22 protein-coding genes are annotated in these 25293 nt (G+C 71.8%); 7 read left to right on the top strand and 15 right to left on the bottom strand.

The window, feature by feature from the left end:
- Nucleotides 1–47 precede the first annotated feature (47 nt).
- The 3 genes from acnA to ACXR8F_RS11200 form a co-directional block, all read right to left on the bottom strand.
- Nucleotides 48–2825 (bottom strand): aconitate hydratase AcnA, encoded by a 2778-nt coding sequence (gene acnA / locus ACXR8F_RS11210; protein ID WP_458800462.1) that lies wholly within the window; start codon nt 2823–2825, stop codon nt 48–50.
- Nucleotides 2826–3015: 190 nt separating this feature from the next.
- Entirely contained in the window at nt 3016–4290 is a 1275-nt protein-coding gene (locus ACXR8F_RS11205; RefSeq protein WP_458800460.1) for a class I SAM-dependent RNA methyltransferase, read from the bottom strand.
- Nucleotides 4287–6248: an APC family permease gene (locus ACXR8F_RS11200; RefSeq protein WP_045192662.1), complete on the bottom strand. Its 1962-nt coding sequence runs from the start codon at nt 6246–6248 to the stop codon at nt 4287–4289. The genes ACXR8F_RS11205 and ACXR8F_RS11200 overlap by 4 nt, the downstream gene beginning before the upstream one ends.
- Before the next feature lie 169 nt (nt 6249–6417).
- Here ACXR8F_RS11200 and ACXR8F_RS11195 point away from each other — a divergent pair, with 169 nt between their 5' ends.
- Both ACXR8F_RS11195 and ACXR8F_RS11190 read left to right on the top strand, forming a co-directional pair.
- Nucleotides 6418–7080 (top strand): potassium channel family protein, encoded by a 663-nt coding sequence (locus ACXR8F_RS11195; protein ID WP_045192500.1) that lies wholly within the window; start codon nt 6418–6420, stop codon nt 7078–7080.
- A 22-nt stretch (nt 7081–7102) separates the two neighbouring features.
- Entirely contained in the window at nt 7103–7789 is a 687-nt protein-coding gene (locus tag ACXR8F_RS11190) for a potassium channel family protein (RefSeq protein WP_045192502.1), read from the top strand.
- A gap of 48 nt (nt 7790–7837) precedes the next feature.
- On the opposite strand, the gene ACXR8F_RS11185 is transcribed toward ACXR8F_RS11190, so the two are convergent.
- The 5 genes from ACXR8F_RS11185 to ACXR8F_RS11165 all read right to left on the bottom strand — a co-directional run bounded on the left by ACXR8F_RS11185 (nt 7838) and on the right by ACXR8F_RS11165 (nt 10774).
- Entirely contained in the window at nt 7838–8572 is a 735-nt protein-coding gene (locus tag ACXR8F_RS11185; RefSeq protein WP_458800457.1) for a DUF3159 domain-containing protein, read from the bottom strand.
- The gene (locus tag ACXR8F_RS11180; protein WP_045192504.1) at nt 8565–8957 is read right to left on the bottom strand and encodes an OB-fold nucleic acid binding domain-containing protein; all 393 of its coding nucleotides are present in this window, start codon (nt 8955–8957) and stop codon (nt 8565–8567) included. Before ACXR8F_RS11180 ends, ACXR8F_RS11185 begins: the two co-directional genes overlap by 8 nt.
- A gap of 46 nt (nt 8958–9003) precedes the next feature.
- Nucleotides 9004–9771 (bottom strand): DUF3710 domain-containing protein, encoded by a 768-nt coding sequence (locus ACXR8F_RS11175; protein ID WP_458800455.1) that lies wholly within the window; start codon nt 9769–9771, stop codon nt 9004–9006.
- 98 nt (nt 9772–9869) lie between these two features.
- The gene (gene dut, locus ACXR8F_RS11170; protein WP_458800453.1) at nt 9870–10412 is read right to left on the bottom strand and encodes a dUTP diphosphatase; all 543 of its coding nucleotides are present in this window, start codon (nt 10410–10412) and stop codon (nt 9870–9872) included.
- A 62-nt stretch (nt 10413–10474) separates the two neighbouring features.
- On the bottom strand, nt 10475–10774 hold the full coding sequence (locus ACXR8F_RS11165; RefSeq protein ID WP_030146251.1) for a DUF4193 domain-containing protein: 300 nt from the start codon (nt 10772–10774) through the stop codon (nt 10475–10477).
- Between the two features lie 357 nt (nt 10775–11131).
- On the opposite strand from ACXR8F_RS11165, the gene ACXR8F_RS11160 reads away from it, so the two are divergent.
- Nucleotides 11132–11317, top strand: a complete 186-nt coding sequence (locus ACXR8F_RS11160; protein ID WP_045192506.1) for a hypothetical protein — start codon at nt 11132–11134, stop codon at nt 11315–11317.
- Between the two features lie 115 nt (nt 11318–11432).
- On the opposite strand, the gene ACXR8F_RS11155 is transcribed toward ACXR8F_RS11160, so the two are convergent.
- The 3 genes from ACXR8F_RS11155 to ACXR8F_RS11145 all read right to left on the bottom strand — a co-directional run bounded on the left by ACXR8F_RS11155 (nt 11433) and on the right by ACXR8F_RS11145 (nt 14224).
- The gene (locus tag ACXR8F_RS11155; RefSeq protein ID WP_458800451.1) at nt 11433–12392 is read right to left on the bottom strand and encodes an inositol monophosphatase family protein; all 960 of its coding nucleotides are present in this window, start codon (nt 12390–12392) and stop codon (nt 11433–11435) included.
- A 9-nt stretch (nt 12393–12401) separates the two neighbouring features.
- On the bottom strand, nt 12402–13526 hold the full coding sequence (locus ACXR8F_RS11150) for a ferrochelatase (RefSeq protein ID WP_458800449.1): 1125 nt from the start codon (nt 13524–13526) through the stop codon (nt 12402–12404).
- Between the two features lie 62 nt (nt 13527–13588).
- Nucleotides 13589–14224: a trimeric intracellular cation channel family protein gene (locus ACXR8F_RS11145; RefSeq protein WP_045192509.1), complete on the bottom strand. Its 636-nt coding sequence runs from the start codon at nt 14222–14224 to the stop codon at nt 13589–13591.
- Nucleotides 14225–14344: 120 nt separating this feature from the next.
- Between ACXR8F_RS11145 and sepH the strand changes: the two genes are divergently transcribed.
- The gene (gene sepH / locus ACXR8F_RS11140) at nt 14345–15727 is read left to right on the top strand and encodes a septation protein SepH (protein WP_458800446.1); all 1383 of its coding nucleotides are present in this window, start codon (nt 14345–14347) and stop codon (nt 15725–15727) included.
- Between the two features lie 14 nt (nt 15728–15741).
- On the opposite strand, the gene ACXR8F_RS11135 is transcribed toward sepH, so the two are convergent.
- Genes ACXR8F_RS11135 through ACXR8F_RS11120 form a run of 4 tightly spaced genes read right to left on the bottom strand, consistent with a single transcriptional unit; the run spans nt 15742 to nt 20935 of the window.
- Nucleotides 15742–16434 carry a thymidine kinase gene (locus ACXR8F_RS11135; RefSeq protein ID WP_045192510.1) on the bottom strand — a complete coding sequence of 231 codons (693 nt, stop codon included), beginning with the start codon at nt 16432–16434 and terminating at the stop codon, nt 15742–15744.
- A gap of 11 nt (nt 16435–16445) precedes the next feature.
- On the bottom strand, nt 16446–17594 hold the full coding sequence (locus ACXR8F_RS11130) for an alkaline phosphatase family protein (RefSeq protein ID WP_045192511.1): 1149 nt from the start codon (nt 17592–17594) through the stop codon (nt 16446–16448).
- Between the two features lie 8 nt (nt 17595–17602).
- Nucleotides 17603–18202 (bottom strand): DUF5998 family protein, encoded by a 600-nt coding sequence (locus ACXR8F_RS11125; protein WP_045192512.1) that lies wholly within the window; start codon nt 18200–18202, stop codon nt 17603–17605.
- A gap of 36 nt (nt 18203–18238) precedes the next feature.
- Nucleotides 18239–20935 (bottom strand): bifunctional acetate--CoA ligase family protein/GNAT family N-acetyltransferase, encoded by a 2697-nt coding sequence (locus ACXR8F_RS11120; RefSeq protein ID WP_458800444.1) that lies wholly within the window; start codon nt 20933–20935, stop codon nt 18239–18241.
- Nucleotides 20936–21023: 88 nt separating this feature from the next.
- Between ACXR8F_RS11120 and ACXR8F_RS11115 the strand changes: the two genes are divergently transcribed.
- Genes ACXR8F_RS11115 through ACXR8F_RS11105 form a run of 3 tightly spaced genes read left to right on the top strand, consistent with a single transcriptional unit; the run spans nt 21024 to nt 25266 of the window.
- Complete coding sequence (locus tag ACXR8F_RS11115) at nt 21024–21644, top strand: nitroreductase family protein (RefSeq protein WP_458800443.1); 621 nt, start codon at nt 21024–21026, stop codon at nt 21642–21644.
- 56 nt (nt 21645–21700) lie between these two features.
- Entirely contained in the window at nt 21701–24241 is a 2541-nt protein-coding gene (locus ACXR8F_RS11110; protein ID WP_458800442.1) for a DNA gyrase/topoisomerase IV subunit A, read from the top strand.
- Nucleotides 24238–25266 (top strand): sucrase ferredoxin, encoded by a 1029-nt coding sequence (locus ACXR8F_RS11105; RefSeq protein ID WP_458800441.1) that lies wholly within the window; start codon nt 24238–24240, stop codon nt 25264–25266. The genes ACXR8F_RS11110 and ACXR8F_RS11105 overlap by 4 nt, the downstream gene beginning before the upstream one ends.
- Nucleotides 25267–25293 lie beyond the last annotated feature (27 nt).

Raw genomic sequence — 25293 nt, 5'->3', positions numbered from 1 at the left:
CCGGCCCCGCGCGTGCGGAGACCGGGCCCGTCGGACGGCAGGGTACGTCAGCTCGCGACGAGCGAACGCAGCACGTACTGCAGGATGCCGCCGTTGCGGTAGTAGTCGGCCTCACCGGGGGTGTCGATGCGCACGACCGCATCGAAGGTGACGGCACTCGACTCCTGTCCGTCCTTCGTCGCGACGACCTTGACCGTCTTCGGCGTCGAGCCCTCGTTGAGGGCCGTGATGCCGGTGATCGTGAAGGTCTCGGTGCCGTCGAGGCCGAGCGAGTCGGCGTTCTGCCCAGCCGGGTACTGCAGCGGGATGACGCCCATTCCGATGAGGTTGGAGCGGTGGATGCGCTCGTAGCTCTCGGCGATGACGGCCTTCACGCCGAGCAGGCTCGTGCCCTTGGCTGCCCAGTCGCGTGAGCTGCCCGAGCCGTACTCCTTGCCCGACAGGATGACGAGCGGCGTGCCGGCCGCGGCGTAGCTCTGGGCGGCGTCGTAGATCGTCGTCTGCTCACCGCCCTTGGTGAAGTCGCGCGTGAAGCCGCCCTCGACGCCGTCGAGGAGCAGGTTCTTCAGGCGGATGTTCGCGAACGTGCCACGGATCATGACCTCGTGGTTGCCGCGGCGCGAGCCGTAGGAGTTGAAGTCCTTGCGCTCGATGCCGTGCTCGGCGAGGTACTTGCCGGCGGGGCTGTCGTTCTTGATGGCGCCGGCGGGGCTGATGTGGTCGGTCGTGACCGAGTCGCCGAGCTTGGCGAGCACGCGGGCGCCCTCGATGTCGGCGACGGGCGTCGTCTCCATCGACATGCCGTCGAAGTACGGGGGCTTGCGCACGTAGGTCGACTCGGCGTCCCAGGCGAAGGTGTCACCCTCGGGGGTGGGCAGTGACTTCCAGCGCTCGTCGCCCGCGAAGACGTCGGCGTAGTCGTCGGTGAACATCTGCTGGTTGATGCTCGCCGCGATCGTCTCCTCGACGTCGGCCGGGGCCGGCCAGATGTCCTCCAGGAAGACGTCGTTGCCGTCGGTGTCCTGGCCGAGCGGCTCGGAGTCGAAGTCGAAGTCCATGGTGCCGGCGAGGGCGTACGCGATGACGAGCGGCGGGCTCGCGAGGTAGTTCATCTTGACGTCGGGGTTGATGCGACCCTCGAAGTTGCGGTTGCCCGACAGGACCGAGGTGACGGCGAGGTCGTGCTCGTTGATCGCCGCCGAGATCTCGTCGTTGAGCGGGCCCGAGTTGCCGATGCACGTCGTGCAGCCGTAGCCGACGAGGTGGAAGCCGAGCTTCTCGAGGTAGGGCCACATGCCGGCCTTGTCGTAGTAGCCCGTGACGACCTTGGAGCCGGGCGCCATCGACGTCTTGACCCACGGGGCGACCGTGAGGCCCTTCTCGACGGCGTTCTTGGCGAGCATCGCCGCCGCCATCATGACCGACGGGTTCGAGGTGTTGGTGCAGCTCGTGATCGAGGCGATCGACACGATGCCGTGGTCGATCTCGAACTCTCGCCCGTCGGCGTCCTTGACGGCCACCTTCTTCGACGGGCGCCCGTTGGTCGCTCCGTCGGCCGGCTTCTCCCCGCCGTCGTCGATGCCCGGGTCGCTGGCCGGGAAGGACTCGGCCTCGCCGGCGTCGCCCTCGTCGTGCGCGACGTAGGTGGGCAGCACCTTGCGGAAGGACTCCTTGGCGTCGGTCAGGGCGATGCGGTCCTGCGGACGCTTCGGGCCGGCGATCGACGGGACGACCGTGGACAGGTCGAGCTCGAGGTACTCGCTGTAGCGGGCCTCCGGCTGGTCCGGGCCCGCCTTGAGCCACATGCCCTGCTCCTTGGCGTACGCCTCGACGAGGGCGACGCTCTCGTCGGAGCGGCCGGTGAGGCGCAGGTAGTCGAGGGTGACCTCGTCGATCGGGAAGATCGCGCACGTCGAGCCGAACTCGGGGCTCATGTTGCCGATGGTGGCGCGGTTGGCGAGCGGCACCTGCGAGACACCCTCGCCGTAGAACTCGACGAACTTGCCCACCACGCCGTGCTTGCGCAGCATCTCGGTGATGGTGAGGACCACGTCGGTGGCGGTGGCTGCGACGGGGATCGAGCCGCTCAGCTTGAAGCCGACGACGCGCGGGATGAGCATCGAGACGGGCTGGCCGAGCATGGCCGCCTCGGCCTCGATGCCGCCGACGCCCCAGCCGAGCACGCCGAGGCCGTTGACCATCGTCGTGTGCGAGTCGGTGCCGACGCAGGTGTCGGGGTAGGCGACGCCGTCACGCACCATGACGGTGCGGGCGAGGTGCTCGATGTTGACCTGGTGGACGATGCCGGTGCCCGGCGGGACGACCTTGAAGTCGTCGAAGGCGGTCTGGCCCCAGCGCAGGAACTGGTAGCGCTCGCGGTTGCGCTGGTACTCGATCTCGACGTTGCGCTCGAAGGCGTCGGCTCGACCGAAGACGTCGATGATGACCGAGTGGTCGATGACGAGCTCGGCGGGGGCGAGCGGGTTGATCTTGGCCGGGTCGCCCCCGAGGTCGGCGACGGCCTCGCGCATCGTGGCGAGGTCGACGACGCAGGGGACGCCGGTGAAGTCCTGCATGATCACGCGCGCGGGCGTGAACTGGATCTCCGTGTCGGGCTCGGCGTTCTCGTCCCACGAGCCGAGCGCGCGGATGTGGTCGGCGGTGATGTTCGCACCGTCCTCGGTGCGCAGCAGGTTCTCGAGGAGGACCTTGAGGCTGTAGGGCAGCGTCTCGTGCCCCTCCACGCCTGCGAGGCGGTAGATCTCGTAGGACTGGCCACCGACCTCGAGGGTCCCCTTGGCCTTGAAGCTGTCAACACTGCCCACGACGGGCTCCTTCCAGCAACTGAAGATGTCACGGTGCTCGATTTATCTTGACGTCAAGATATATCTAACCACACGCGGTGGTCCTTGTCAGTCCACCCCTACCCGCCCATCCTGTCCCTGGCGCGCGGCGTTGTCTGCCCGCGAGGCGCCCCCGTCCGGTGTGCCGGGTCGCCGGAGCGCGCGCGGCGTCTCAGTCGGCTGCGGGCTCGAGCACCGCGATGCACTCGACGTGGTGGGTCATCGGGAAGGCGTCCCACGCCTCGAGCGAGACGAGTGCGTAGCCGTGCTCGGCCGCCGCCTTGACGTCTCGAGCCAGCGCCGACGGGTCGCACGCGACGTAGACGACCCTGCGCGGCGCCAGCCGCGCGAGCTGGGCCATGACGTCCTTGCCGGCGCCCGTGCGCGGCGGGTCGAGGACGGCGAGGTCGGCCGAGATGCCCTGCGAGACGAGCGATCTCAGCTCGCGGTCGACGCGGTTGGCGCGCCACTCGACGTTGTCGAGGTGCTCGGTGTTGGCGATGCCGTTGTCGACGGCTCGCGCGTCGCCCTCGACCCCCAGCACGAAGCCGTCAGGCGCGACCAGCTCGCCGAGTCGCATCGTGAACAGGCCCGAGCCGGCATAGAGGTCGAGCACCTTGTCGCCGGGCTCGGCGCCCAGCAGGGCGACGACCCGGGAGAGGAACGTGGAGGCCGCGCCGGGGTGCACCTGCCAGAAGCCGCGCGCGGCCACGACGTACTCACCCTCCCAGTCCCCGTCGACGGCCCGTTCCCCCACGAGACCACCGGTCGGCTCAGGGCCCGGCGCTGCGTCCGACGTCGACGCCGGCACCGGCACGAGCACCGGCTCGTCGGGGTGGGCGGCGTCGACGACGTCGACGGACTCGACGTCGGGCCACTCGGTGTCGAGCACCCCCGAGTCGATGACCCCGCGCGTGGCGATGAGGCAGTCCTCCACGGGCACGACATGGCGGGACCGGTGACCCCGGAGGCCCGCGCGACCGGTCGCGTCGACGGCGAACTCGACGCGGGTGCGCCAGCGCAGCCCCTCCTCGTCGCCCGGGACCGGGCGCACCTCGACGGACACGTCGGTCTTCGCGATGCGCGCGAACTGCTCGCGGACGACGTCCGCCTTGAGCGCGCGCTGGGTGTCGAGGGTGGCGTGCTGGAAGTCGCAGCCTCCGCACTGGCCGGGGACGGCATACGGGCAGGGCCGCTCGACCCGTCCCGGCGCCGCGTCGAGCACCTCGACCGCGTCGGCGCGCACGAAGCTGTCACCGACCCGCCCCTCCGTCACGCGCGCGACGACCCGCTCGCCGGGCAGCGTGTGGCGCACGAAGACGACCTGTCCCTCGTGGCGTGCGACGCAGTGCCCGCCGTGCGCGACCGGGCCGACGTCGACCGTCCACTCCTGACCGGCGAGCGACTCGCCACCAGCGGCGCGCTCGCGGGTGCGGCGTGCGCTCACAGCGCCCCGCCGCGCACCGAGCCGCTGATCGGCGGCTCGTCGATCCAGTCGCGCTCGGCGCCCTCGGACGACTGCAGCTGCCACGGCACGCTGACGACCATGACGCCCGGCGTGAAGAGCAGTCGAGCCTTGAGCCGAAGGGCGCTCTGGTTGTGCAGCACCTGCTCCCACCACTTGCCGAGGACGTACTCGGGCAGGTAGACGGTCACGATGTCGCGCGGGTTGCCGCTGCGGATCGAGCGGACGTAGTCGAGGATCGGCTTGGTGATCTGGCGGTACGGCGAGGCCAGCACCTTGAGCGGCACCGGGATGTCGCGCCTGTCCCACTCGGTCAGCAGCGCCTGCGTCTCGTCGGGGTCGACGTCGACCGTGACCGCCTCGAGGACCGATGGCCGGCTCGCGCGGGCGTAGGCGAGGGCACGCATCGTGGGCTTGTGGATCTTGGAGATGCAGACGATGGCGTGCACGTGGCTCGGCAGCATCGGCCGGTCGACGTCCCAGTCGATGGCGAGCTCGTCGCGCACCCGGTTGTAGTGCTTGCGGATGCCGAGCATCAGGGCGAACAGCAGCACCATGGCGAGGATGGCGTACTTCGCGCCCGCCTGGAACTTCGTCGCGAGCACGACCACCAGGACGGTCGCCGACATCGCCGCGCCGACCGCGTTGATGACGCGGGAGCGCTGCATCCGGCTGCGCTCCTTGGCGTTGCGCTCCAGACGCAGGTGACGGGTCCAGTGCCGCACCATGCCGATCTGGCTGGTCGTGAACGACACGAAGACGCCGACGATGTAGAGCTGGATGAGGGCCGTCACCTCGGCCTTGAAGACGATGACGAGCAGGATCGCCGCACCGGCCAGCATGAGGATGCCGTTGGAGAAGGCCAGCCGATCGCCGCGGGTGTGCATCTGCCGCGGCAGGTAGCCGTCGCGGGCGAGGATCGAGCCGAGCACCGGGAACCCGTTGAACGCCGTGTTGGCAGCGAGGACGAGGATCAGGCCCGTGACGATCGACACGAAGACGACGCCGACGTGGAAGTTCGCGAAGACGGCCTCGGCGAGCTGGCCGATCACGGTGTGCTGGACGTAGCCGTCGCCCACTGCCTCGCCGTTGCGGAGCAGCTGGGTCGCGGGGTCCTCGGCCATCTTGACCCCGGTCCACTGGGACAGGGCGATGATCGAGCTGAGCATCATGATCGACAGGCCGCCCATGAGCAGCAGGGTCGTCGCGGCGTTGTCGCTCTTCGGCTTGCGGAAGGCCGGCACCCCGTTGCTGATCGCCTCGACGCCCGTGAGGGCGGCGCAGCCCGAGGAGAAGGCCCGCAGCAGCAGGAACGCCGCCGCGATGCCCGTCAGCTCGTCGCCGTGCTGCGACACGAGCGTCAGCGAGGAGCTCTCGGCCGGCGTGAGGGAACCGGTGAAGTGCTGGATGAAGCCGTAGAGGCCCATCCCGATGATGGCGACCATGAACGCGTAGACGGGCACCGCGAAGGCCTTGCCCGACTCACGGACGCCGCGCAGGTTCATCGCCGTGAGGAACAGGATCAGCGCGACGGCGACGAGGACCTCGCGGCCACGCACGAAGCCGAGAACCGTGGCGGCGTTCTGGACGCCGGACGAGATGGAGACGGCGACGGTCAGCACGTAGTCGACGAGCAGTGCGCTCGCGACGGTGAGCCCGGCCTTGGGCCCGAGGTTGACGGTCGCCACCTCGTAGTCGCCGCCACCAGACGGGTAGGCGTGCACGTTCTGGCGGTAGGACGCGACGACGACGACCATGACGAGGACGACCGCGACGGTGATCTGCCAGCTGTGCGTGACCGCGAACGCGCCGCCCGCGAGACCGAGCATGAGCAGGATCTCGTCGGGCGCGTACGCCACCGACGACAGCGCGTCGCTCGCGAAGATCGGCAGGGCAAGGCGCTTGGGCAGCAGCGTCTCGCCCAGCTTGTCGCTGCGCATCGCGCGGCCGAGGAGAAGTCGCTTGAACAGCGAACCGGTACCGGGCACGACGCAACTGTATGACGGATCGCCGGGTCGCACTCACCCCGCGTGAGCCACCTGTTCGAGGGCTGGGCGACCCGTCACGCCTGCACGGTGGGCGGCCTCGTCACGGTGTAGCGTCGCGTCCGTGCACTTCGTCATCATGGGATGCGGCCGCGTCGGGTCGACCCTCGCCCGCACTCTCGGTCGTGGTGGCCATGACGTCGCGATCATCGACGTCGACGCCTCGGCCTTCCGCCGCCTCGGCACCTCGTTCGAGGGCCAGACCGTCACCGGGGTCGGCTTCGACCGCGACACGCTGGTGGCCGCCGGCATCCGTGACGCGTACGCCTTCGCGGCCGTGAGCAGCGGCGACAACTCCAACATCCTCGCCGCGCGCGTGGCTCGTGAGACCTTCGGCGTCGAGCACGTCGCGGCACGCATCTACGACCCGCAGCGCGCCATGGTCTACCAGCGCCTCGGCATCCCCACGGTGGCCACGGTGCGCTGGACCGCCGACCAGATGATCCAGCGTCTCCTCCCCCAGGGCTCCGTCCCCGAGCTGACCGACCCCAGCGGCAAGATCGTCATCGCCGAGGTGCCCCTCGCCGAGGCCTGGGTCGGGCGCCCCCTCACCGAGGTCGAGCACCAGACCGGCGCCCGCGTCGCCTACGTCACGCGGCTCGGCGAGGGCACCCTCCCCCGACCCGACATGGTCGTCCAGCAGGGCGACCTCGTGCACCTCGCGGTGCAGAGCGAGGAGCTCGCCCGCGTCGAGCGGCTCTGCGACTCGGCCCCCGCCGCCCACTGACCGGCACAGGAGAAGAACAAGCATGCGCGTCGTCATCGCCGGGGCCGGGAGTGTCGGCCGGTCCATCGCCCGCGAGCTGCTCGGCAACGGGCACCAGGTGCTGCTCATCGACAAGGACGCCGACGACGTCCAGGCCTCCCGCGTGCCCGAGGCGTCGTGGCTGCTCGCCGACGCGTGCGAGCTCGCCGCCCTCGAGGAGGCCCGCCTCGAGGAGTCCGACGTGTGCGTGGCCGCCACCGGTGACGACAAGGCCAACCTCGTGCTCTCGCTGCTGGCCAAGACCGAGTTCGGGGTGCCGCGCACCGTGGCCCGCGTCAACAACCCGAAGAACGAGTGGATGTTCGACGAGTCGTGGGGCGTCGACGTCGCCGTGTCGACGCCGCGGCTCATGACGGCCCTCATCGAGGAGGCCGTCAGCATCGGTGACCTCGTGCGCATCTTCGAGTTCCAGCAGGGACGCGCCTCGATGGTCGAGATCACGCTCCCCGAGGGCAGCCGGTTCGCCGGTCGCCGCGTCGGCGACGTCGACTGGCCCACCGACACGGTGCTCGTCGCGATCATCCGCGACGAGCGGCCGCTGGCCCCAACGCCCGACGACGCGATCGAGGCCGGCGACGAGCTGCTCTTCATCACCACCCCCGAGCAGGAGGCTCGGCTCCAGGACCTCGTCGCACCCGACGACCGGCACCGCATCAACGACGCCGGCTGACCCGGCCCCGCGGGGCCGAACCGGTCACGCCCTCCGCGCCGGCGCGGCTCAGGCCGGCGCGCGGTTCGGGTCGATCGGCGTGTGCCCCCGCAGCAGGATCGCGCCCATCGCCGTCACGGCGAGCAGGTAGGCCGGGAAGCCGAGCACGACCTTCGCGACGCCGAGCGCCGAGACCTGCTCGGCGACGTAGAGCGGCACCATGATGGCCAGCCGCAGGACGTTGAGGGCGATGAGCACCCAGGTGAGACGAGCCGCGACGGTGACGATGCCGGCATGGCGGCGCCACCACGTGGGGTCCTTCGCGAAGGCCTCGGGCTCGGCGACGCCGACCACGAAGCCGAAGAGCGGCCACCTCGCCAGGTTCGTCACGAGGAACAGCACGAGCAGCCCGGCGTTCTGGAGCATCCCGGGCAGGAACGCGTCCTCGGCGCGACCGGACCGCAGGGCGAAGAAGGCCGAGATGGCCACTCCCACAGCGGCATACGCGATGAAGCGAGGATCCTGGCGCTGGACCAGGCGGACCAGGAGGAGAAGCACAGCACCGGCTCCGGCGACGATGAGCGCGGTGCGGAGGTCCTGCGTGCGCGCCCAGGCGATGGTGAAGGCCACCACGGGCAGCGCCGACTCGATGGCGCCGCGCCAGCCACCGATGGCCTCCGACAGCTTGTCGCGGAGCAGCTCCTCGACGGTCTCGTAGCGGCGCAGGTCGGCCTCGGACCGGGCGATCCCGTCGCCGTCCGACTCGGATCCGGGGACCGGGGTGCCGCGGTCGGCCTCAGCCATGCTGCTGCCCGGGCCGGCCGATGATCTCGTAGGCCGGGTTGAACATCGTCGTGACCTTCCGGCGGGTGGTGATGCGGCCAGTTGCCTGGATCTTGATGCCGGGCACGATGCCGGCGATGCGCCGCCGCCCCAGCCAGACCAGGTGCAGCGACTCGGTGCCGTCCCAGACCTCGACGTCGAGGGCAGGGGTCTCGTCGCGGGGACGCAGCGTCACCGAGCGCACCTCACCGAGGATGGTCACCTTCGTGCGCTGCCGCGCGTCGCTGATGTGGACGACACCTTGGTCGATCGACTCGCGGCGCAGCTCGTCGGCCTCGAGCTCGTGGGACGAGCGGGTCAGGCGGTGGGTGAGGCGCCGCAGGGCGCCGGGCTGGCCCGTGCTCACGAGAGGGTCCGGTCGGGACACGGCGCGGGAGGGCACGGGCCGGCCATCAACGCACCTCGGTGATCTCGGGACCGCGCTCGAACGGGTTGAGGTCGGTGCCGCCCGAGTCGGTGCCCGGCTGCTCGGCCTGGGCGGTGCCGTCGGCGTCGGGCAGGCGCAGCGGCAGCAGCTCGCGGGGCGGCATGGCCTCTTCGCCACGGTCGATCACGGCCGTGCGGATGACCTCGTGCACCGAGTCCGCGGCGGCCGGCTCGATGGCGGCGCGGCCGGACACGACGGCGCGAAGGAACCAGCGCGGGCCGTCGATGCCGACGAAGCGAGCCGGCATGAAGACGGTGCGGCCGTCGGGTCCCGCCTGCGGCATCCGCGTGAGCAGCTCCTCGCCGAACTCGCCGGTGAGCACCTCGGCCGTGCCGCCGGCGTCGACGATGCTGGCCGCGATCTCGTTGCGGATGTCGACCCAGACGCCCTCGGTGCGAGGCGCCGCGAAGGCCTGCAGCTGCACGGCGGACTCGCCGATGACCGCGGTCACGCCGGTGATCTGCTGCTCCTGCTCGTTGATCTCGAGACGCAGCTCCATGCCCTGCTGCCCGCGCAACCAGATGGCGCCGAGGTTGAGGTAGTCGCTGTCGTCGTCGACCTCAGCACGGTCGAACGGGCCCGCCTTGCCCTCACGGCCGCCGTCGCCGTGGTCGGCGGTGTCAGAGAGCTCGTCCCGGTCGTCGGAGAGGTCGTCGACCTCGGCATCCAGGGCCTCGGCGTCCACGGCGGTGTCCGGGCGGTCCTTCGACTTGCCCCGGCTGAAGAGTCCCACGTCATTCCGTCCTTTGAAGTCCTGCGGCTCGGCGGGCGCCCTGCCCAGCCATGTCGTCGCCGGCGCTGACGCAGCGCCCGGCGAACCGTATCCGATGATCACGCCCCGGTGGGCGTCTCCCCCGCCGTCGGCGAGCTGGCAGCCCCCGGACCGAACCCTCCGGTGGATCCGTGTCCAGTGTCCCCCCGACTGGTCCGGTCGAGCGAATCGACTTCGACGAAGCGCACGCGCTCGACCCGCTGCACGACGAGCTGAGCGATCCGGTCACCTCGTCGCACGGTGAACGGCTCGCGCAGGTCGAGGTTGACGAGGTTGACGAGGATCTCGCCGCGGTAGCCCTCGTCCACGGTGCCGGGCGCGTTGACGATGGATATCCCGTGGCGCGCCGCGAGACCCGACCGGGGGTGCACGAAACCGGCGTGGCCGGGGGGCAGGGCCAGCGCGACCCCGGTCGGCACGAGCACCCGCTCCCCCGGCTCGATCGTCACGTCGACGCGGGCACAGAGGTCGGCGCCGGCGTCGCCCGGGTGCGCGTAGCCGGGCAGCGGGAGGTCGGCGTCGAGGAGACGGACCGGAACCTCCGGCAGAGCGTCGGTGAGAACGTCGGCGAGCTCGCCGGGGACAGCACAAGGGTCGGTCACGAGGACCGACCCTACTTGCCCGACGTGCTGCCGGGGCTGCTGCCTGACTGGCTCGAAGGCGCTCAGGCCGCGCACTCCGTGCAGATCATCATGCCGTTGCTCTCCTTGGCGAGCTGGCTGCGGTGGTGCACCAGGAAGCAACGCCCACAGGTGAACTCGTCGGCCTGCTTGGGCAGGACCCGCACCGACAGCTCCTCGCCGGAGAGGTCGGCACCCGGGAGCTCGAAACCCTCGGCCTGCTCGGTCTCGTCGACGTCCACGCTCGACGACGTCTTGTCGACCCGACGCGACTTGAGCTCCTCGATGGAGTCCTCGTTCAGGTCGTCGTCGGTCTTGCGTGGCGCATCGTAATCGGTTGCCATGTGTCGTCTCGCTTCTACTCGTGCTGCGCCTTGCGGTCTGTGACGCGGAGAACGCTTGCAGGCCCGTGCTTGTTCCCGAGGGAAAACACGGTGTCGACGTCGTTGTCACACCCACGAAACATGTCCGCGTGCGCGTATGGTGCCCGATCGCCGCCGGGATGTCACGTCGCACCCGCCAACGGCTGAGACGAGGCGGTCACCGGGACCCACCAACTCTGGGCACACCTACCCTTTTCGGACCAACAGTTCACCTACCCTTTGCCATCCACCGACCTGGGCAGGTGCACATTGGAGGTCCTACAGCGCGGTAGGGTCTCCGGACCCGACCCGATCGACTACCAGGCCCGGAGGTGGCACATGACCGAGTTCGTCGACCAGATCAGGCAACGTGTCAACGACGCGCTGGGCGACCTCGCGGACGCCCGACGGGTGGGCGACGACTACCGCATCCAGGTGCACACGGGAGAGCTCGAGTCGTTCGCGCGGCTCGCTGCCGAGAACGGCATCCGTGTTCCCGAGCTCGAGCCGTTCCGCGCTGCCTGAGCCTGCCTGAGCCGCGTCGCCCCCGCGGACGTATGCCGTCCGCCGCGTCAGACGACGAACGCCCCTCCCGGTCCTGCCGGAGGGGCGTTCGTCGTGTGGTTGGTGGCGCGTCGGCTCAGTCCCCGTGGTCGGCGCCGGCGAGGAAGAGCTCCCTCACCTGCTCCACGAGGGCAGGTCCTGCGGCGACGGTCAGCGCCTTGCCGGGATGGTCGCCCTCGCCGACGACTACGGCGCCCGCCTCCTCGGCGATGAGCCACCCGGCGGCGAGGTCCCACGCGTTGAGCCCGGTCTCGGCGTACGCGTCGACCGACCCGTCGGCAACGCGCACGAGGTCGAGGGCGGCGCTGCCGATGCGACGGATGTCGCGCACCAGGGGCAGCACCCGGCGCAGCACGTCGGCCTGGCGCGCCCGCACCTCGGGGGCGTAGCCGAAGCCGGTGGCGAGCAGGGTGCGACCCAGCCGGTCCTCTGCCGAGGCAGCGAGCCGCCTCACCGCGAGGCCCGCCGAGTCGTCCGTGTCGTCCGTGTCGATCGAGTCGTCCGCGTCGCCCGCGTCGCCCGAGTCGCCCGAGTCGTCGGGCCCGTCGGGGAGGTGGCCCTCGGGACGGGTCCACGCCCCCGTGCCCACGCCGGCGTGGTGGACCAGCCGGAGGCAGGGATCGGCCACCGCACCGGCGACCGGGGTCCAGCCGCCCTGCGCCCGGGCGTCCCCCACGACGACGGCCACCGACACGGCATACGCGGGCACCTCGTAGAGGTAGTTGACGGTGCCGTCGATGGGGTCGATGACCCACGTGAGGCCCGAGGTCCCGTCGACGTCGGCGCCCTCCTCGCCGAGGATGCCGTCCTCGGGACGCGCTTGCTGGATCAGCCGGTGCAGCAGCTCCTCGGAGCGGCGGTCCATCACGGTGACGACGTCGGTCTCGGTCGACTTCGTGGCGGCGACCCCCATGCGAGGCGGCCGCTCGTCACGGATGAAACGGGCTGCCTCCGTCGCGAGCTCGATGCAGAGCCGCTCGAGCTCCTCGACGGTGACCCCGGTGGGCAGGGAGGGGGCGGTGCGCGCGGTGCTCATGCGGACCTCTCAGTCGCTGCCGCAGAGGGCAGGTCGGGCGTGCCGCAGGTTCGGGCAGCAGCCGGGCTCGCAGACCGACGGGCGGCGCCCCTCGAACTGCGGCACCGCCTCGCCGCGCGCCTCGGCGGCTCGCTCGAGCAGGGCGTCGACGAGGTCGCCGACGAAGGTCGGCGAGGTGCCGACGGTGGGCACGCGCACGAGGCGCACGCCCAGCTCGTCGGCCGTCTCCTGCGCCTCGGTGTCGAGGTCGTAGACGACCTCCATGTGGTCGCTGACGAACCCGATCGGGGCGACGACGGCCGTGCGCACGCCCTCGGCCGCCAGCTCGCGCAGCCGGTCGTTGACGTCGGGCTCGAGCCACGGGTGCGAAGGCGGCCCGGACCGTGAGCAGAACACGAGCTCGCCGGTGAGGTCCCGGCCGAGGAGCCGGCCCGCCTCCTGCGCGAGCCGCGAGGCGAGCGCGAGGTGCTGACGGCGGTAGAGGTTGCCCTCGCCGTCGCCCGGGCCGGACCTGTCGTCCATCGCGTCGGGGATCGAGTGGGTGACGAAGAGCAGCGCGATCTCCCGGTCCGGCGCCCCGTCGAGCGCTCGGAGGGAGCGCACCAGCTCGTCGAGGTTGGCCGCGGCGAAGCCGGGGCGGGGCGCGTACTGGGCGACCTTGTCGATCGTCAGCTCGATGCCCTCCTCGGCGACGGTCGCGGCGGCGTCGGCGAGGTTCTCGCGGTACTGGCGGCACGACGAGTAGCAGGAGTAGGCGCTCGTGGTCAGCACCACGACCCGCCGGTGGCCGTCCGCGTGGATCTCGCGGAAGGCGTCGTCGATGAAGGGCGCGCTGTTGCGGTTGCCCCACACGATCGGCGTGTCGATGCCCCGGCTGTCGAGCTCGCCGCGCAGGGCCGCGATGAGGGCCCGGTTCTGGTCGTTGATCGGGCTGCGCCCACCGAAGTGGTGGTAGTGCTCCCCCACCACCGCGAGGCGCTCGTCGGGGATGCCCCGACCCGCCGTCACCCGGCGCAGGAACGGCATGACCTCATCGGGTGCCTCGGGGCCGCCGAAACCGAGCAGCAGCACGGCGTCGTAGGGCGCGAGGGCGTTCTCGTCGGACTGGTGCGGTGTCTGCGGTGTGTCTGTCATCTCTCCGCCATCGGATCGTGGGCCACGGGGGTTGTCGGCAGTCGTTCGGAGCCGTGCTGCTCTCAGGTGGGTGTGGAGCGCAGCGGCGTCGGCGCGTTGAGGTCGAGGCGCACGGCCACCATGCGCACGGCGAAGACGAGGCCGGCCGAGGTCCACAGCACCCAGTCCTGCAGCGAGCCCATCTGGGCCGCGACGACGACGATGAGCGCTCCCAGCATGGCCGGCACGGCGTACAGCTCGCGGCGCAGCACCTCCGGCACCTGCCCGGCCAGCAGGTCGCGCACGATGCCGCCGCCGATGGCCGTGATGACGCCGATGAGCACCGACGCGACGGGTGAGACCCCGGGCGCGGTGATCGCCTTGAGGCTGCCGGCGACCGCGAAGGCTGCCAGGCCGGCGGCGTCCAGCACGCGTACGAAACGCGTCACGCGCTCGACGCCCGGATGGAAGAGGAAGGTGACCAGCCCGCCGAGAGCGGCCGCCGTCAGCAGCCGCCAGTCGCTGATGCCGACCGGTGGCACGCTGCCGATGAGCAGGTCGCGCATGATGCCGCCGCCGAGAGCTGCCGCGCACGCGAGCACCAGCACACCGAAGAGGTCGAACCGCTTCTTGACGGCGACGAGCCCGCCGGACAGCGCGAAGACGAAGACGCCCACGAGGTCGAGGGCGAGCTGGGCGGACGTGAAGGTGGTTGGCATGCCAGAGCAAACGGTACCCGTGCGGCGTGGTCGCTTTGGTGGGCACCCACGCCGGTGGCATGCTCGACTGCACAGCAGGATCCGCACCACCCCGCAGACTCGCTACCGGGAGACCCACCCATGCAGCACCTCAGGCTCGTCGGCGTCCACGAGGACGGATTGCACCTGCTGCTGGCCGACGACGACGGCAACCGCTTCTCCCTCCCCCTCGACGAGGGGCTCCGGGCCGCTGCCCGTCGCGACCGCCCCCGACTCGGCCAGCTGCAGATCGAGGTGTCAGGAGGCCTGCGCCCCAAGGACGTCCAGTCCATGATCCGCGCCGGCCTGACGGCCGAGGAGGTCGCCGAACGCGCCGGCTGGTCCGTCGAGAAGGTCCACCGCTACGAGGGCCCGATCCTCGCCGAGCGTGAGCACGTCGCGGGCCTGGCCCGCCAGACCAGGCTCCGTGCCCGCGGTGGGTCCCACGGCGCCGCCCCCACCCTGGACGCACGCGTCACCGAGCGGCTGCGCAGCCGCGAGATCGACGAGGGCTCCGCGAGCTGGGACTCCCGCCGCACCGACAAGAGCGCGTGGACCGTGCTGCTCGTCTTCAACGCTGGAGGGCGCCAGCGCGAGGCGGCATGGCAGTTCGACCCGCTGGCACGCACCCTCTCAGCGGTGGACGACGAGGCGCGGTGGCTCAGCGAGGACGAGGACGTCCAGGCGCCCGGCCCCATCCCGGCGCCGCACCTGACCGCCCCCACCAGGCCGAGCCACGTCTACGACCTCGAGGCCGAGGGCGGCATCACGGCGCCGACGCCGCGCCGTCGCGAGGGCGAGACCGTCGACCTCATGGCCGCGATGCGCGAGCGCAGCGCCCAGCGAGGTCGACGGCGCAGGCCCAAGTCCGCCGAAGTGCCGGGCCTCGACTCGGTGCCCGAGGAGGCCCTCCCACTCGAGGAGCTGGCCGGCGACCACCGCGAGCAGCTGCCGCCGCCGGCCCACACCCACCCCGAGGACGACCCCGATGTCGTCAAGACCGGGTCGGCCGAGCAGCGGGTCGGCGAGGCCGCCGCCGCACGTCGCACCCGTTCGGCCGAACGCACCCGCCCCCTGCAGCAGGTCCAGGCACCCGAGACCCCGGCGCGGCCCGACCACCGCGACGACGGTCCTGTCGACGAGGCCCCGGCTGGGCCGCAGGACGACGTCACCGACGCCACCGACGACGCCGCCCAGCAGGACACCCGTCCCGACCCCGCCACCACCACTGCCGGCGCGGACGAGCGTGAACGGCACGAAGGGCACCAAGGGCACGACGGGGACGACGAGCCCGACCCGCCCGACCGTGCCGACGAGGACGACTACGCCGACGTGGTCGCGCAGCGAGCCGCCGCTCCCGCGCCCCGACCGTCGACGCGACCGTCGCCCCGACCGGCGCCCAAGCCCGCCCCACCGGCGCGCAAGTCGGGTCGGCCGAGCGTGCCCAGCTGGGACGACATCATGTTCGGCCGCAAGACCGACTGACCGGCCGCGAGCCCTCAGTCGGCCTGGGTGATCGGCAGCGGCGGCAGAGGGCACACGTCGAGGTCGAACGGCAGCACCTCGGGCGAGATGGCGGCGGCCCTCGCGGCGTGCGACGTCATGCGCCGCATGTAGTGGCGCCGGCACAGCACCTCGTACTCGACGAGACCCGTCGTGCCCGGCTTCGTGTCGCCCACGACGACCTGCTCGCCCTCGACGACCATGACGCCGTCCAGCACGCGGGCGTTGGTCGTCGCGCGCCGCCCGCACCAGCACAGGGCCTCGACCTGAAGCACCTGCACCCGGTCGGCCAGCTCGATGAGGCGCTTGCTCCCGGGGAACAGCTCGGTGCGGAAGTCGGCGGTGATGCCGAACGCGAAGACGTCGACCTCCATCTCGTCGACGATGCGGGCCAGCTGCTCGACCTGGTCGCAGGTGTAGAACTGCGCCTCGTCGCAGATGAGGTAGTCGATCCGCGTGCCGGCGGTCGCCCGGCCGACGATCTCCTCCCAGAAGTCGAGGTCGTCACCGACCTCGAGCGCCCCCGTCGAGAGGCCCAGGCGGGAGCTGAGGACGTTGGTGCCGGCGCGGTCCATCTTGGTGAAGATGAGGCCGACGCGGCCCCGGGCACCGTGGTTGTGGTCCATCTGCAGGGCGAGCGTCGACTTGCCGCAGTCCATGGTTCCGGAGAAGAAGACGAGCTCAGCCACGAGGCACCACCCTAGGTGCCACGGCGGGGTGGCACCACGACCACCGGCACGGCGAGTTCCGCGTCGCTGGTCGAGCCGTGCAGGCCGAGCAGCGCGACGAGCTCCTTGCGCATGAGCCCCGAGTGGACCACGGCGAACGACCCGCGCGTCACGACGACGAGGTCACCGATGCGACCCGCCACGCCGGCGCGCACCGGACCGAACCAGCCCTCGTCGACGGCCTGCTCGCGGGTCAGCACCTGCACCCGGTCGCCGAGGCGGTCGGTCCACGCACGCCGGACGTCCTCGGCGGCGCCCTGCTCGGCGTAGAGCTGCAGGTTGCGCGGCTCGCCCCCGAGGTGACGCACGCCGGCCATCAGGCCCGGCTCGTCCACCAGGTCGACGCGGTCGTGGAACGGGATGTCGACCATGCCGTGGTCGGCCGTCACCACGACCGAGGTGTCGTCGGGGACCCGCGCGGCCAGTCGTCGCAGCGCAGCGTCGACGGCCTCCACCTCGTCGCCCCACTGCCACGACTGGCAGCCGTGCACGTGGCCGATCTTGTCGACCTCGCCCCAGTAGAGGTAGACGAGCGAGCGGGGTGCCGCTCGCACCGCCGCCACCGCCGCGTCGACGCGCTCGTCGAGCGTGCGCGCCCCGCGGAACTGCCCGCCGCGCAGGGTGGCGAGCGTGAGGCCGGAGCCGTCGAAGTAGTGCGGCCCCACCATCGTCACCGACACGCCGGCGTTCTCGGCGGCCTCGAAGACCGTCTCGTTCGGCTGCCACGTGCGCGGGTCGGGGCCGTCCTCCCACGACAGCTCGTTGAGCAGCGTGTCGGTGGCGGGGTCGAGCACCTGCATGCCGACGAGGCCGTGCGCCCCTGGTGGCAGCCCGGTCCCGAAGGTGCCCATCGACGTCGCCGTCGTGGTCGGGAAGCCGCAGGGCACCCGGTGCGCCGTGCCGAGGTGGCTGCGCAGGAACGGTGCGTGGCCGCCGCGCTGGCGCAGCAGGTCGTAGCCGAGCCCGTCGACGAGCACGACGACGGTGCGCGGTGCCGGGGGCAGGTCGAAGACGTCTCGGCCGGCATACTTCGGCACGCCCAGCCGGTCGGCCACCGACGGCAGGACGGAGGCGAGCGTGCCGCGGGACCAGTCGGTGGGGCCCGGGGACGGGGTCGTCATCGGCAGCGTCAGTGCGCGGTGCCGCCGCCGATGCTGGCGGAGAGCACGCGCGCGAAGCGCATCGCGTTGCCGACGGCGTCCTCGCCGTCGGCGGCCGAGCTGATGCGCAGCGAGATGTCGTCGGAGGCGATGGTGCCCTCGAAGCCGTGGTCGGCGGTGCAGTCGGGGTCGCCGCACTGGGCGGGGATCATGTCGAGGCGGCTGACGGCGCCCCAGCCGAGCGTCAGTGTGAGGTCGCGACCGTGGGTGCCCGGCGTGAAGGTGTCGGGCTGGGTCACGACGTGCGTCAGCATGACGCCCCGCACCGCGGCGAGCGGCACGGTCTCGGTGGTGGCCGTGGCCATCAGCTTGTCCTCGGACTCGGCGTGGTCGTCGGCGTGGGCGATGACGAGGCGCAGCGGCGTGACGACGAGGACGGTGACGTGACGACGCACCGTCTCGTGGTCGAAGGTCGTCTCCTGGTGCACGAGGTGCGACACGACCTCGTCGTCGGCGATGGCCGACTCGACGACGTCGCAGACCAGCGACGGGTAGTAGCCGGCTCGGGTGATCGCCTCGGTGAGGTCCTGGGGAAGGGCTCGGCCGGTGCCCTGGGTCGCGTGTCGCATGACCCCATCCTTGCACTGACGTGCCGAGTGGGTGTCTCAGGTCATGCGGCGACGCCCGGGGTCCTTGCGCACGAGAGCGGGCCGGACCACGACCTCGGCCCCGAGCACGTCGACCCCGCCGGTCCACGCGTTGACCGGGTTGAGCTCGACCGACGCGAGCTCCGGGTGGTCGTCGGCGAGCACCGAGAGCCGTGCGACGAGGTCGGCGAGCGCCGCCCGGTGGACGGGGGCCGCGCCACGGTGGCCGTTCAGCAGGGGCGCCGCCTTGACGCCGTCGATGAGGTCGGTGACGTCGACGTCGGTCAGCGGCGGGATGCGGTGAGCCACGTCGTCGAGCAGCTCGGTGGGCGGCCCCGCCACCGAGAAGCTGACGACGGGACCGAAGAGCGGGTCCTCGCTCGCGCGGATCACGGTCGAGACACCGGGCACGGCCATGCGCTGCACGACGAACCGGTCGGCGACGAGCGGCCCGAGCCGCTCGCTGAGGGACGCATACGCGTTGCGGACCGCCTCTGCGTCGACGAGGTCGCCGCGCACGCCGACGAGTCCGGGCTGGTGGCGCACCACCGGCGAGGTCGACTTGAGGATGACGGGGTAGGTGAGCTCGTCGGCAGCGGCGACGGCAGCCTCGACGCCGGTGACCTCCACGGCGGGCCACACCCGGATGCCGTACGCGCCGAGCAGCTCGCGAGCCTCCTCGCGCGTCAGCGCGCGACCCTCGCTGCTCCCGGCGAGGTAGCCGTCGATGAGCGCTTCGGCGCGCAGCCGGTCGATGCCGACGGGAGAGACCGCCGTGCCACGGTCACGCTGGCGCCACAACGCGTACCTCGTGACCGCGTTGAGCGCGCGGATGCCGTCCTCGGGCATCGCGTACGCGGGCACCGACCTGCGTATGCCGTCCTGGTCGTACGAGAGTCCGTCACCGACCCCGCGCATGCCGAGGAACGTTGCGACACAGGGCTTCTCATAGTCGGCGACGATGTTGCGGACGGCCGTGTGGACCTCCTCGTCCTGCGTGACGAGGGGCGGGATGAACGCGGCAACGACGCTGTCGACCTCCGGGTCGGCGAAGGCGGCGTCGAGCGCGGCCGCGAACTCCTCGGCCGACGCCTGCGGCGGCAGGGAGACGGGCCCGTGGGTCACCCGCAGCCCCCAGCTGACGCAGGCGCTCGCGCTCAGGGCGCCGAGGGCGTCGGAGTTGCCGACGATGGCGACCCGGTCACCCTTGGGGAGCGGCTGGTGCAGCGTGAGCTGGGCGACGTCGAAGAGCTGGTGCACGTTCTCGACCCGGATGACGCCGGCCTGCCGGAGCAGGGCGTCGAACGCCTGCGGCGGCACGTTGGTGATCCGGGTGCGGTGCCCGGGCGGCGCCGCGAAGCTCGAGACGCCCGAGCTGACCACGACGACCGGCTTGACCGCCGCCAGCGCCCGGGCGATGCGCGAGAACTTGCGGGGGTTGCCCATCGACTCGAGGTAGAGGCCGACGGTGTCGGTGCCCTGGTCGTCGATCCAGTACTGCATGAGGTCGTTGCCGGAGACGTCGACGCGGTTGCCGGCCGAGGCGAAGACCGAGATCCCGAGCCCTCGCCTGGCCGCCGACGCGAGCACCGCGACACCCAGGGCGCCGCTCTGCGCGAAGAGGCCGAGCCGTCCGGAGTCGGGGATGACGGAGGCGAGGGTGGCGTTGAGCCGCACGGCCGGGTCGTTGTTGATGAGCCCGAAGCTGTTGGGCCCGACGATGCGCATGCCGGCCCGACGCACCCGGCGACGGAGCTTCTCCTGCAGCAGGACTCCCTCCGCACCGGCCTCGGCGAACCCGGCCGAGAGCACGAGCAGCGCCTTGACCCCAGCCCTGCCGCAGTCCTTGACGACGTCGATGGCCTGCGCGGCCGGCACGACGACGATCGCGAGGTCGACGGGCTCGGGCGTCTCGAGGATGCTCGGGTAGGCCTTGAGGCCCTGGACCTGCTCGGCCACCCGGTGGATCGGGTAGAGCTCGCCCTGGTAGCCGGCGGCGAGGATGTTGCGCATCACCAGCGCGCCGATGGACTCCTCGCGGCGGCTGGCGCCGATGATGGCGACCCGCTCGGGGAAGAGGATGGTGCGCATGCTGCGCGACTCGGCGCGGTGCTCGCGCGAGAGTTGCACCGCCTTGCTCTGCTCGGTCGGCTCGATGTCGAAGGCGACCTCGACGACACCGTCCTCGATGTGGTGCGTGACCTCGTAGCCGGCGTCCTTGAAGACCGTCAGCATCTTCCGGTTCTGGGGCAGCACCTCGGCGACGAACCTCGTGATCCCCATCTCCTGGGCGATCGCGGCGAGGTGCTCGAGCATCACCGAGCCGATGCCCTTGCCCTGGAAGTGGTCCGAGATGTTGAACGCCACCTCCGCCGAGGTCGGGTTGATGCGGTCGTAGCGCCCGATCCCGGTGATCTCGCCGTCGAGGGTCGCGACGAGGGCGACCCGGTCGTGGTGGTCGACGTGCGTGAACCGGTGGACGTCCCGCTCGCTCAGCTCGCGCAGCGGCGCGAAGAAGCGCAGGTAGATCGACTCCTCGGACTGCTTGCTGTGGAAGGCGCGGATGCCGTCGGCGTCGTCGGGCGTGATCGGCCTGATGTGCGCGACGGAGCCGTCGCGGAGCACGACGTCGGCCTCCCACTCGACGGGCGCACCCGCCGCCCGGGCCGAGACCCGCTCCATCGCCGCGGTGTCATCGAGCTCGCCACCCTCCATGGGGCACATCCTGTCACCTCGGCGCGACGGCGCACCGGACATGCCGGGACGCGCGGGACCACGACGGGCCGGATGGCACTCTGTGCGGATGGAGTTCAGCGAGGTCGTCCGCGCCCGACGCATGGTCCGCCGCTACGACCCCGACCGACCCGTCCCGAGGGAGGTCGTCGAGCGGTGCCTCGCCAACGCCGTCCGCTCCCCCAGCGCCGGCTTCAGCCAGGGCTGGGACTTCCTCGTGCTCACGACCCCGCAGGAGCGTGACACGTTCTGGGCTGCCACGACGGACGAGGGGACCCCGAGCGACCGCTGGCTCGACGGCATACGCAAGGCACCCGTGCTCGTGCTGTGCCTCTCGCACAAGGACGCCTACCTCGACCGCTACGCGGCGCCCGACAAGGGCTGGACCGACCGTGACGAAGCACGGTGGCCGGTGCCCTACTGGGACGTCGACACCGGCATGGCCTCGCTGCTCATCCTGCTCACGGCCACCGACGAGGGCCTCGGCAGCCTCTTCTTCGGCGTGCCGCCGGAGCGCCACGCGGCCGTGCACAAGGCGTTCGCGATCCCCATGTCACGCACGATCATCGGCGTCGTCTCGATCGGGTACGCCGTCCCGGGGCCCAGGAGCCCGAGCCTGCGCCGCCACCGACGGAGCGGCCCCGAGGTGGCCCACTGGGGCCGTTTCGGCGTGGCAGGTGAGGACGCGTGAGCGGCCTGCGCGAAGATGGGGTGTTCACCCGCTAGCGGCAAGGAGCACCACCCGGCATGGCCCGTCGCACGACCACCCCGCCTCCGCCCGAGGACTTCGAGGAGAAGATCGTCGGGATCGACGTCGAGGAGGAGATGCAGAACGCCTTCCTCGAGTACTCCTACAGCGTCATCTACAGCCGGGCCCTGCCCGACGCGCGCGATGGCCTCAAGCCGGTCCAGCGACGCATCCTCTACGGCGCCAACGAGCTCGGTCTGCGCCCCGACCGCGGTCACGTCAAGAGCCAGCGCGTCGTCGGCGAGGTGATGGGCAAGTACCACCCCCACGGGGACCAGGCCATCTACGACGCCCTCGTACGCATGGCCCAGCCCTTCACGCTGCGCCTGCCCCTCATCGACGGCCACGGCAACTTCGGCTCGCTCGACGACGGTCCGGCCGCGGCCCGCTACACCGAGGCGCGGATGGCGAACGCCGCCCTCCTCATGGTCGGCTCCCTCGACGAGGACACCGTCGACTTCGTCCCGAACTACGACGACACGCAGTACCAGCCGGGCGTGCTGCCCGCCGCGTACCCGAACCTCCTCGTCAACGGCGCGGCCGGCATCGCCGTCGGCATGGCCACCAACATGCCGCCGCACAACCTCGTCGAGGTCATCGGCGCCGCGCGCCACCTCATCGCGAATCCCTCGTGCTCGCTCGAGGACCTCATGAAGTTCGTGCCGGGGCCGGACCTGCCCTGCGGCGGCAAGATCGTCGGCCTCGAGGGCATCCGCGACGCGTACCTCACGGGGCGCGGCAGCTTCCGCACCCGCGCGACCGCCCGCATCGAGTCGATCACCCCGCGCCGCAAGGGCATCGTCGTCACCGAGCTGCCCTACCTCGTCGGCCCCGAGAAGGTCATCGACAAGGTCAAGGACCTCGTTCAGGGCAAGAAGCTGCAGGGCATCGCCGACCTCAAGGACCTCTCCGACCGCCAGCACGGGCTGCGCCTCGTCATCGAGGTCAAGAACGGCTTCAACCCCGACGCCGTCCTCGAGCAGCTCTACAAGCTGACGCCGATGGAGGAGAACTTCGGCATCAACAACGTAGCGCTCGTCGACGGGCAGCCCCGCACGATGGGGCTCAAGGATCTGCTCAAGGTCTACGTCGACTTCCGCACCACGGTCGTGCGGCGCCGCACCGAGCACCGGCTGGCCAAGCGCGAGGAGCGGCTGCACCTCGTCGAGGGCCTGCTCATCGCCATCGTCGACATCGACGAGGTCATCCAGGTCATCCGCAGCTCCGACGACGCCGGCACGGCGCGCGCCCGCCTCATGGAGGTCTTCGACCTCTCCGAGGCGCAGGCGACCTACATCCTCGACCTGCAACTGCGCCGCCTCACGAAGTTCTCGCGCATCGAGCTCGAGACCGAGAAGGCGGAGCTCGAGCGGGCGATCGAGGAGCTGCGCGCCCTGCTCGACAACGAGAAACTGCTGCTCAAGCTCGTCTCGACCGAGCTCGCCGACGTCGCCAAGGCGCACGGCACGCCGCGCCGCACCGTGCTGCTCGAGAGCTCGGGTGCGAGCGCGGCCGCCACCGCCAGCTCGCCGCTCGAGATCGCCGACGACCCGTGCTGGGTGTTGCTGTCGTCCACCGGTCTGCTCGCCCGCACGGGCTCCGCCGAGCCGGTCCTCGCCGAGGGGTCCCGCTCCAAGCACGACGTCGTCATCGGCGCCGTGCCCACCACGGCCCGCGGCGAGTTCGGGCTCGTGACCTCGGCCGGGCGCATGGTCCGACTCTCGGCTCTCGACCTGCCCACCCTGCCTCCCACGAACGGCGCCCCGAGCCTCTCCGGCGGGGCTCCCCTCGCCGCCTACGTCGACCTCGCGAAGGGCGAGGAGCCGGTGACGATCGTGCCGATCGGGGCCGACGCTCCCGTGGTCGCGCTCGGCACCGCCGCCGGTGTGGTCAAGCGCGTGACCCCCGACGCCCCCAAGAGCAACGACTGGGACGTCATCTCCCTCAAGGACGGCGACCGGGTCGTGGGAGCGGGTGTCGCGGACCGTGACGACCTCGACCTCGTGTTCGTGACGACCGACGCGCAGCTGCTGCGCTTCCCGGCCCGGTCGGTGCGCCCACAGGGCCGGTCGGCCGGTGGCATGGCCGGCATCAAGCTCGCCGCCGGCGCCCGCGCCGCGTTCTTCGGCATCGTCGACCCGCGGCGCGAGGGCGTCGTCGTCACCTCGGCGGGCTCGTCGGGGGCGCTCCCGGGCACCGAGGGCGGCTCGATCAAGGTCACGCCGTACGCCGAGTACCCCGCCAAGGGACGCGCGACCGGCGGGGTCCGGTGCCACCGGTTCCTCAAGGGCGAGGACACCCTCGTCCTCGCCTTCGCCGGCAACACCCCGGCGCGGGCCGCCGCCGCCAACGGCGTCGCCATCGAGCTGCCCGCCGCAGACGGGCGCCGCGACGGGTCCGGGGTGCCCACCACGGCGCTCATCGCGCACGTCTCCGCTCCCCCGGCCACCGAACGGAGAAGTGGCTCCGGAGCGGCCTCAGCCGAGGCCGTCGACGTCTCCCCTGACGACGCACCCGATCCCGAGGAGGGCCAGACGTGAGCGACGCGACCGAGGTCACGGACTTCGACGAGCACCCGGCCACCAGCGGTCACGGCCGTCCGGCCGCGGACGCCTGCTCGGTGCAGTGGGACCGCGACGGCACGAGCGCCTACGGCACCGCCGCGACCGCCCGGTTCTTCGTCGTGGTGGAGCAGCCGGGACCCTGGGGCCGCGACGCCGCACGCGAGTCGCACCTCGACCGCGACCTCGGCGCTGAGCTCGACGCACGCACGACGCACGCCGGCGGACGGTTCATGCTCATCCGCCGGCCCGGCGGGCACCCCGCGCACGACGGCCCGCGGCGGGTGCTGCTCGCCCACGCCGGCACGCGCCCACAGGATGCGTGGCTGCTGTCCGCGGAGGTCGACGACATCGGCAGCCTGCTCGGCCTCGACTGGGGTGCCCTGGCGCGCGGCAGCCGCTCGCTCGTGCAGGCGTCGCTGCCGGGGTCCGGGTCGGCCGAGCCGACGCTGCTCGTCTGCACGAACGGGCGCCGCGACGTCTGCTGCGCAGTGCGGGGCCGTCCGCTCGCGGCGCACGCCGCCCGGCTCGCGCCAGGTCGCGTGTGGGAGGTGTCGCACACCGGCGGCCACCGGTTCGCTCCGACGGCGGTGCTGCTGCCCTGGGGCCAGACCCTGGCCCGGCTCGACGACCACGGCGCCGAGCGGGTACTCGCCGCCAGCGACACCGGCCACCTCCCGACCGAGCTCGTCGGACCGCTGCACGACCGTGGCCGTTCCGGCGTGCCGGGTCCGTCGCAGTGCGCCGAGTCCCACGTCCGCGCCGAGACGGGCGAGACGCGCCTCGCGGCCCTCTGGGCCGACGACCCTGTTGCCCTCCCGGACGCCGAGCCCTCCGGCTCTCAGGGGACCGGGTGGGAGGTCATCGTGAACCACACCGACGGGCGGCGCTGGCGCGTCGCCGTGACCCGGGTGCCGGCCGACCGCTCGCGCCCCGAGTCCTGCGGCAAGAAGGCCGTCGACGTGCTCGAGCACCGCGCGACGACCCTCGAGGCCTGGTTCTAGCCGAGCTCGGCCGCAGAGACCAGCCTC

The organism is Terrabacter sp. AAH1, assembly GCF_054456855.1.
This window is presented reverse-complemented; position numbering and strand designations above follow the sequence as displayed.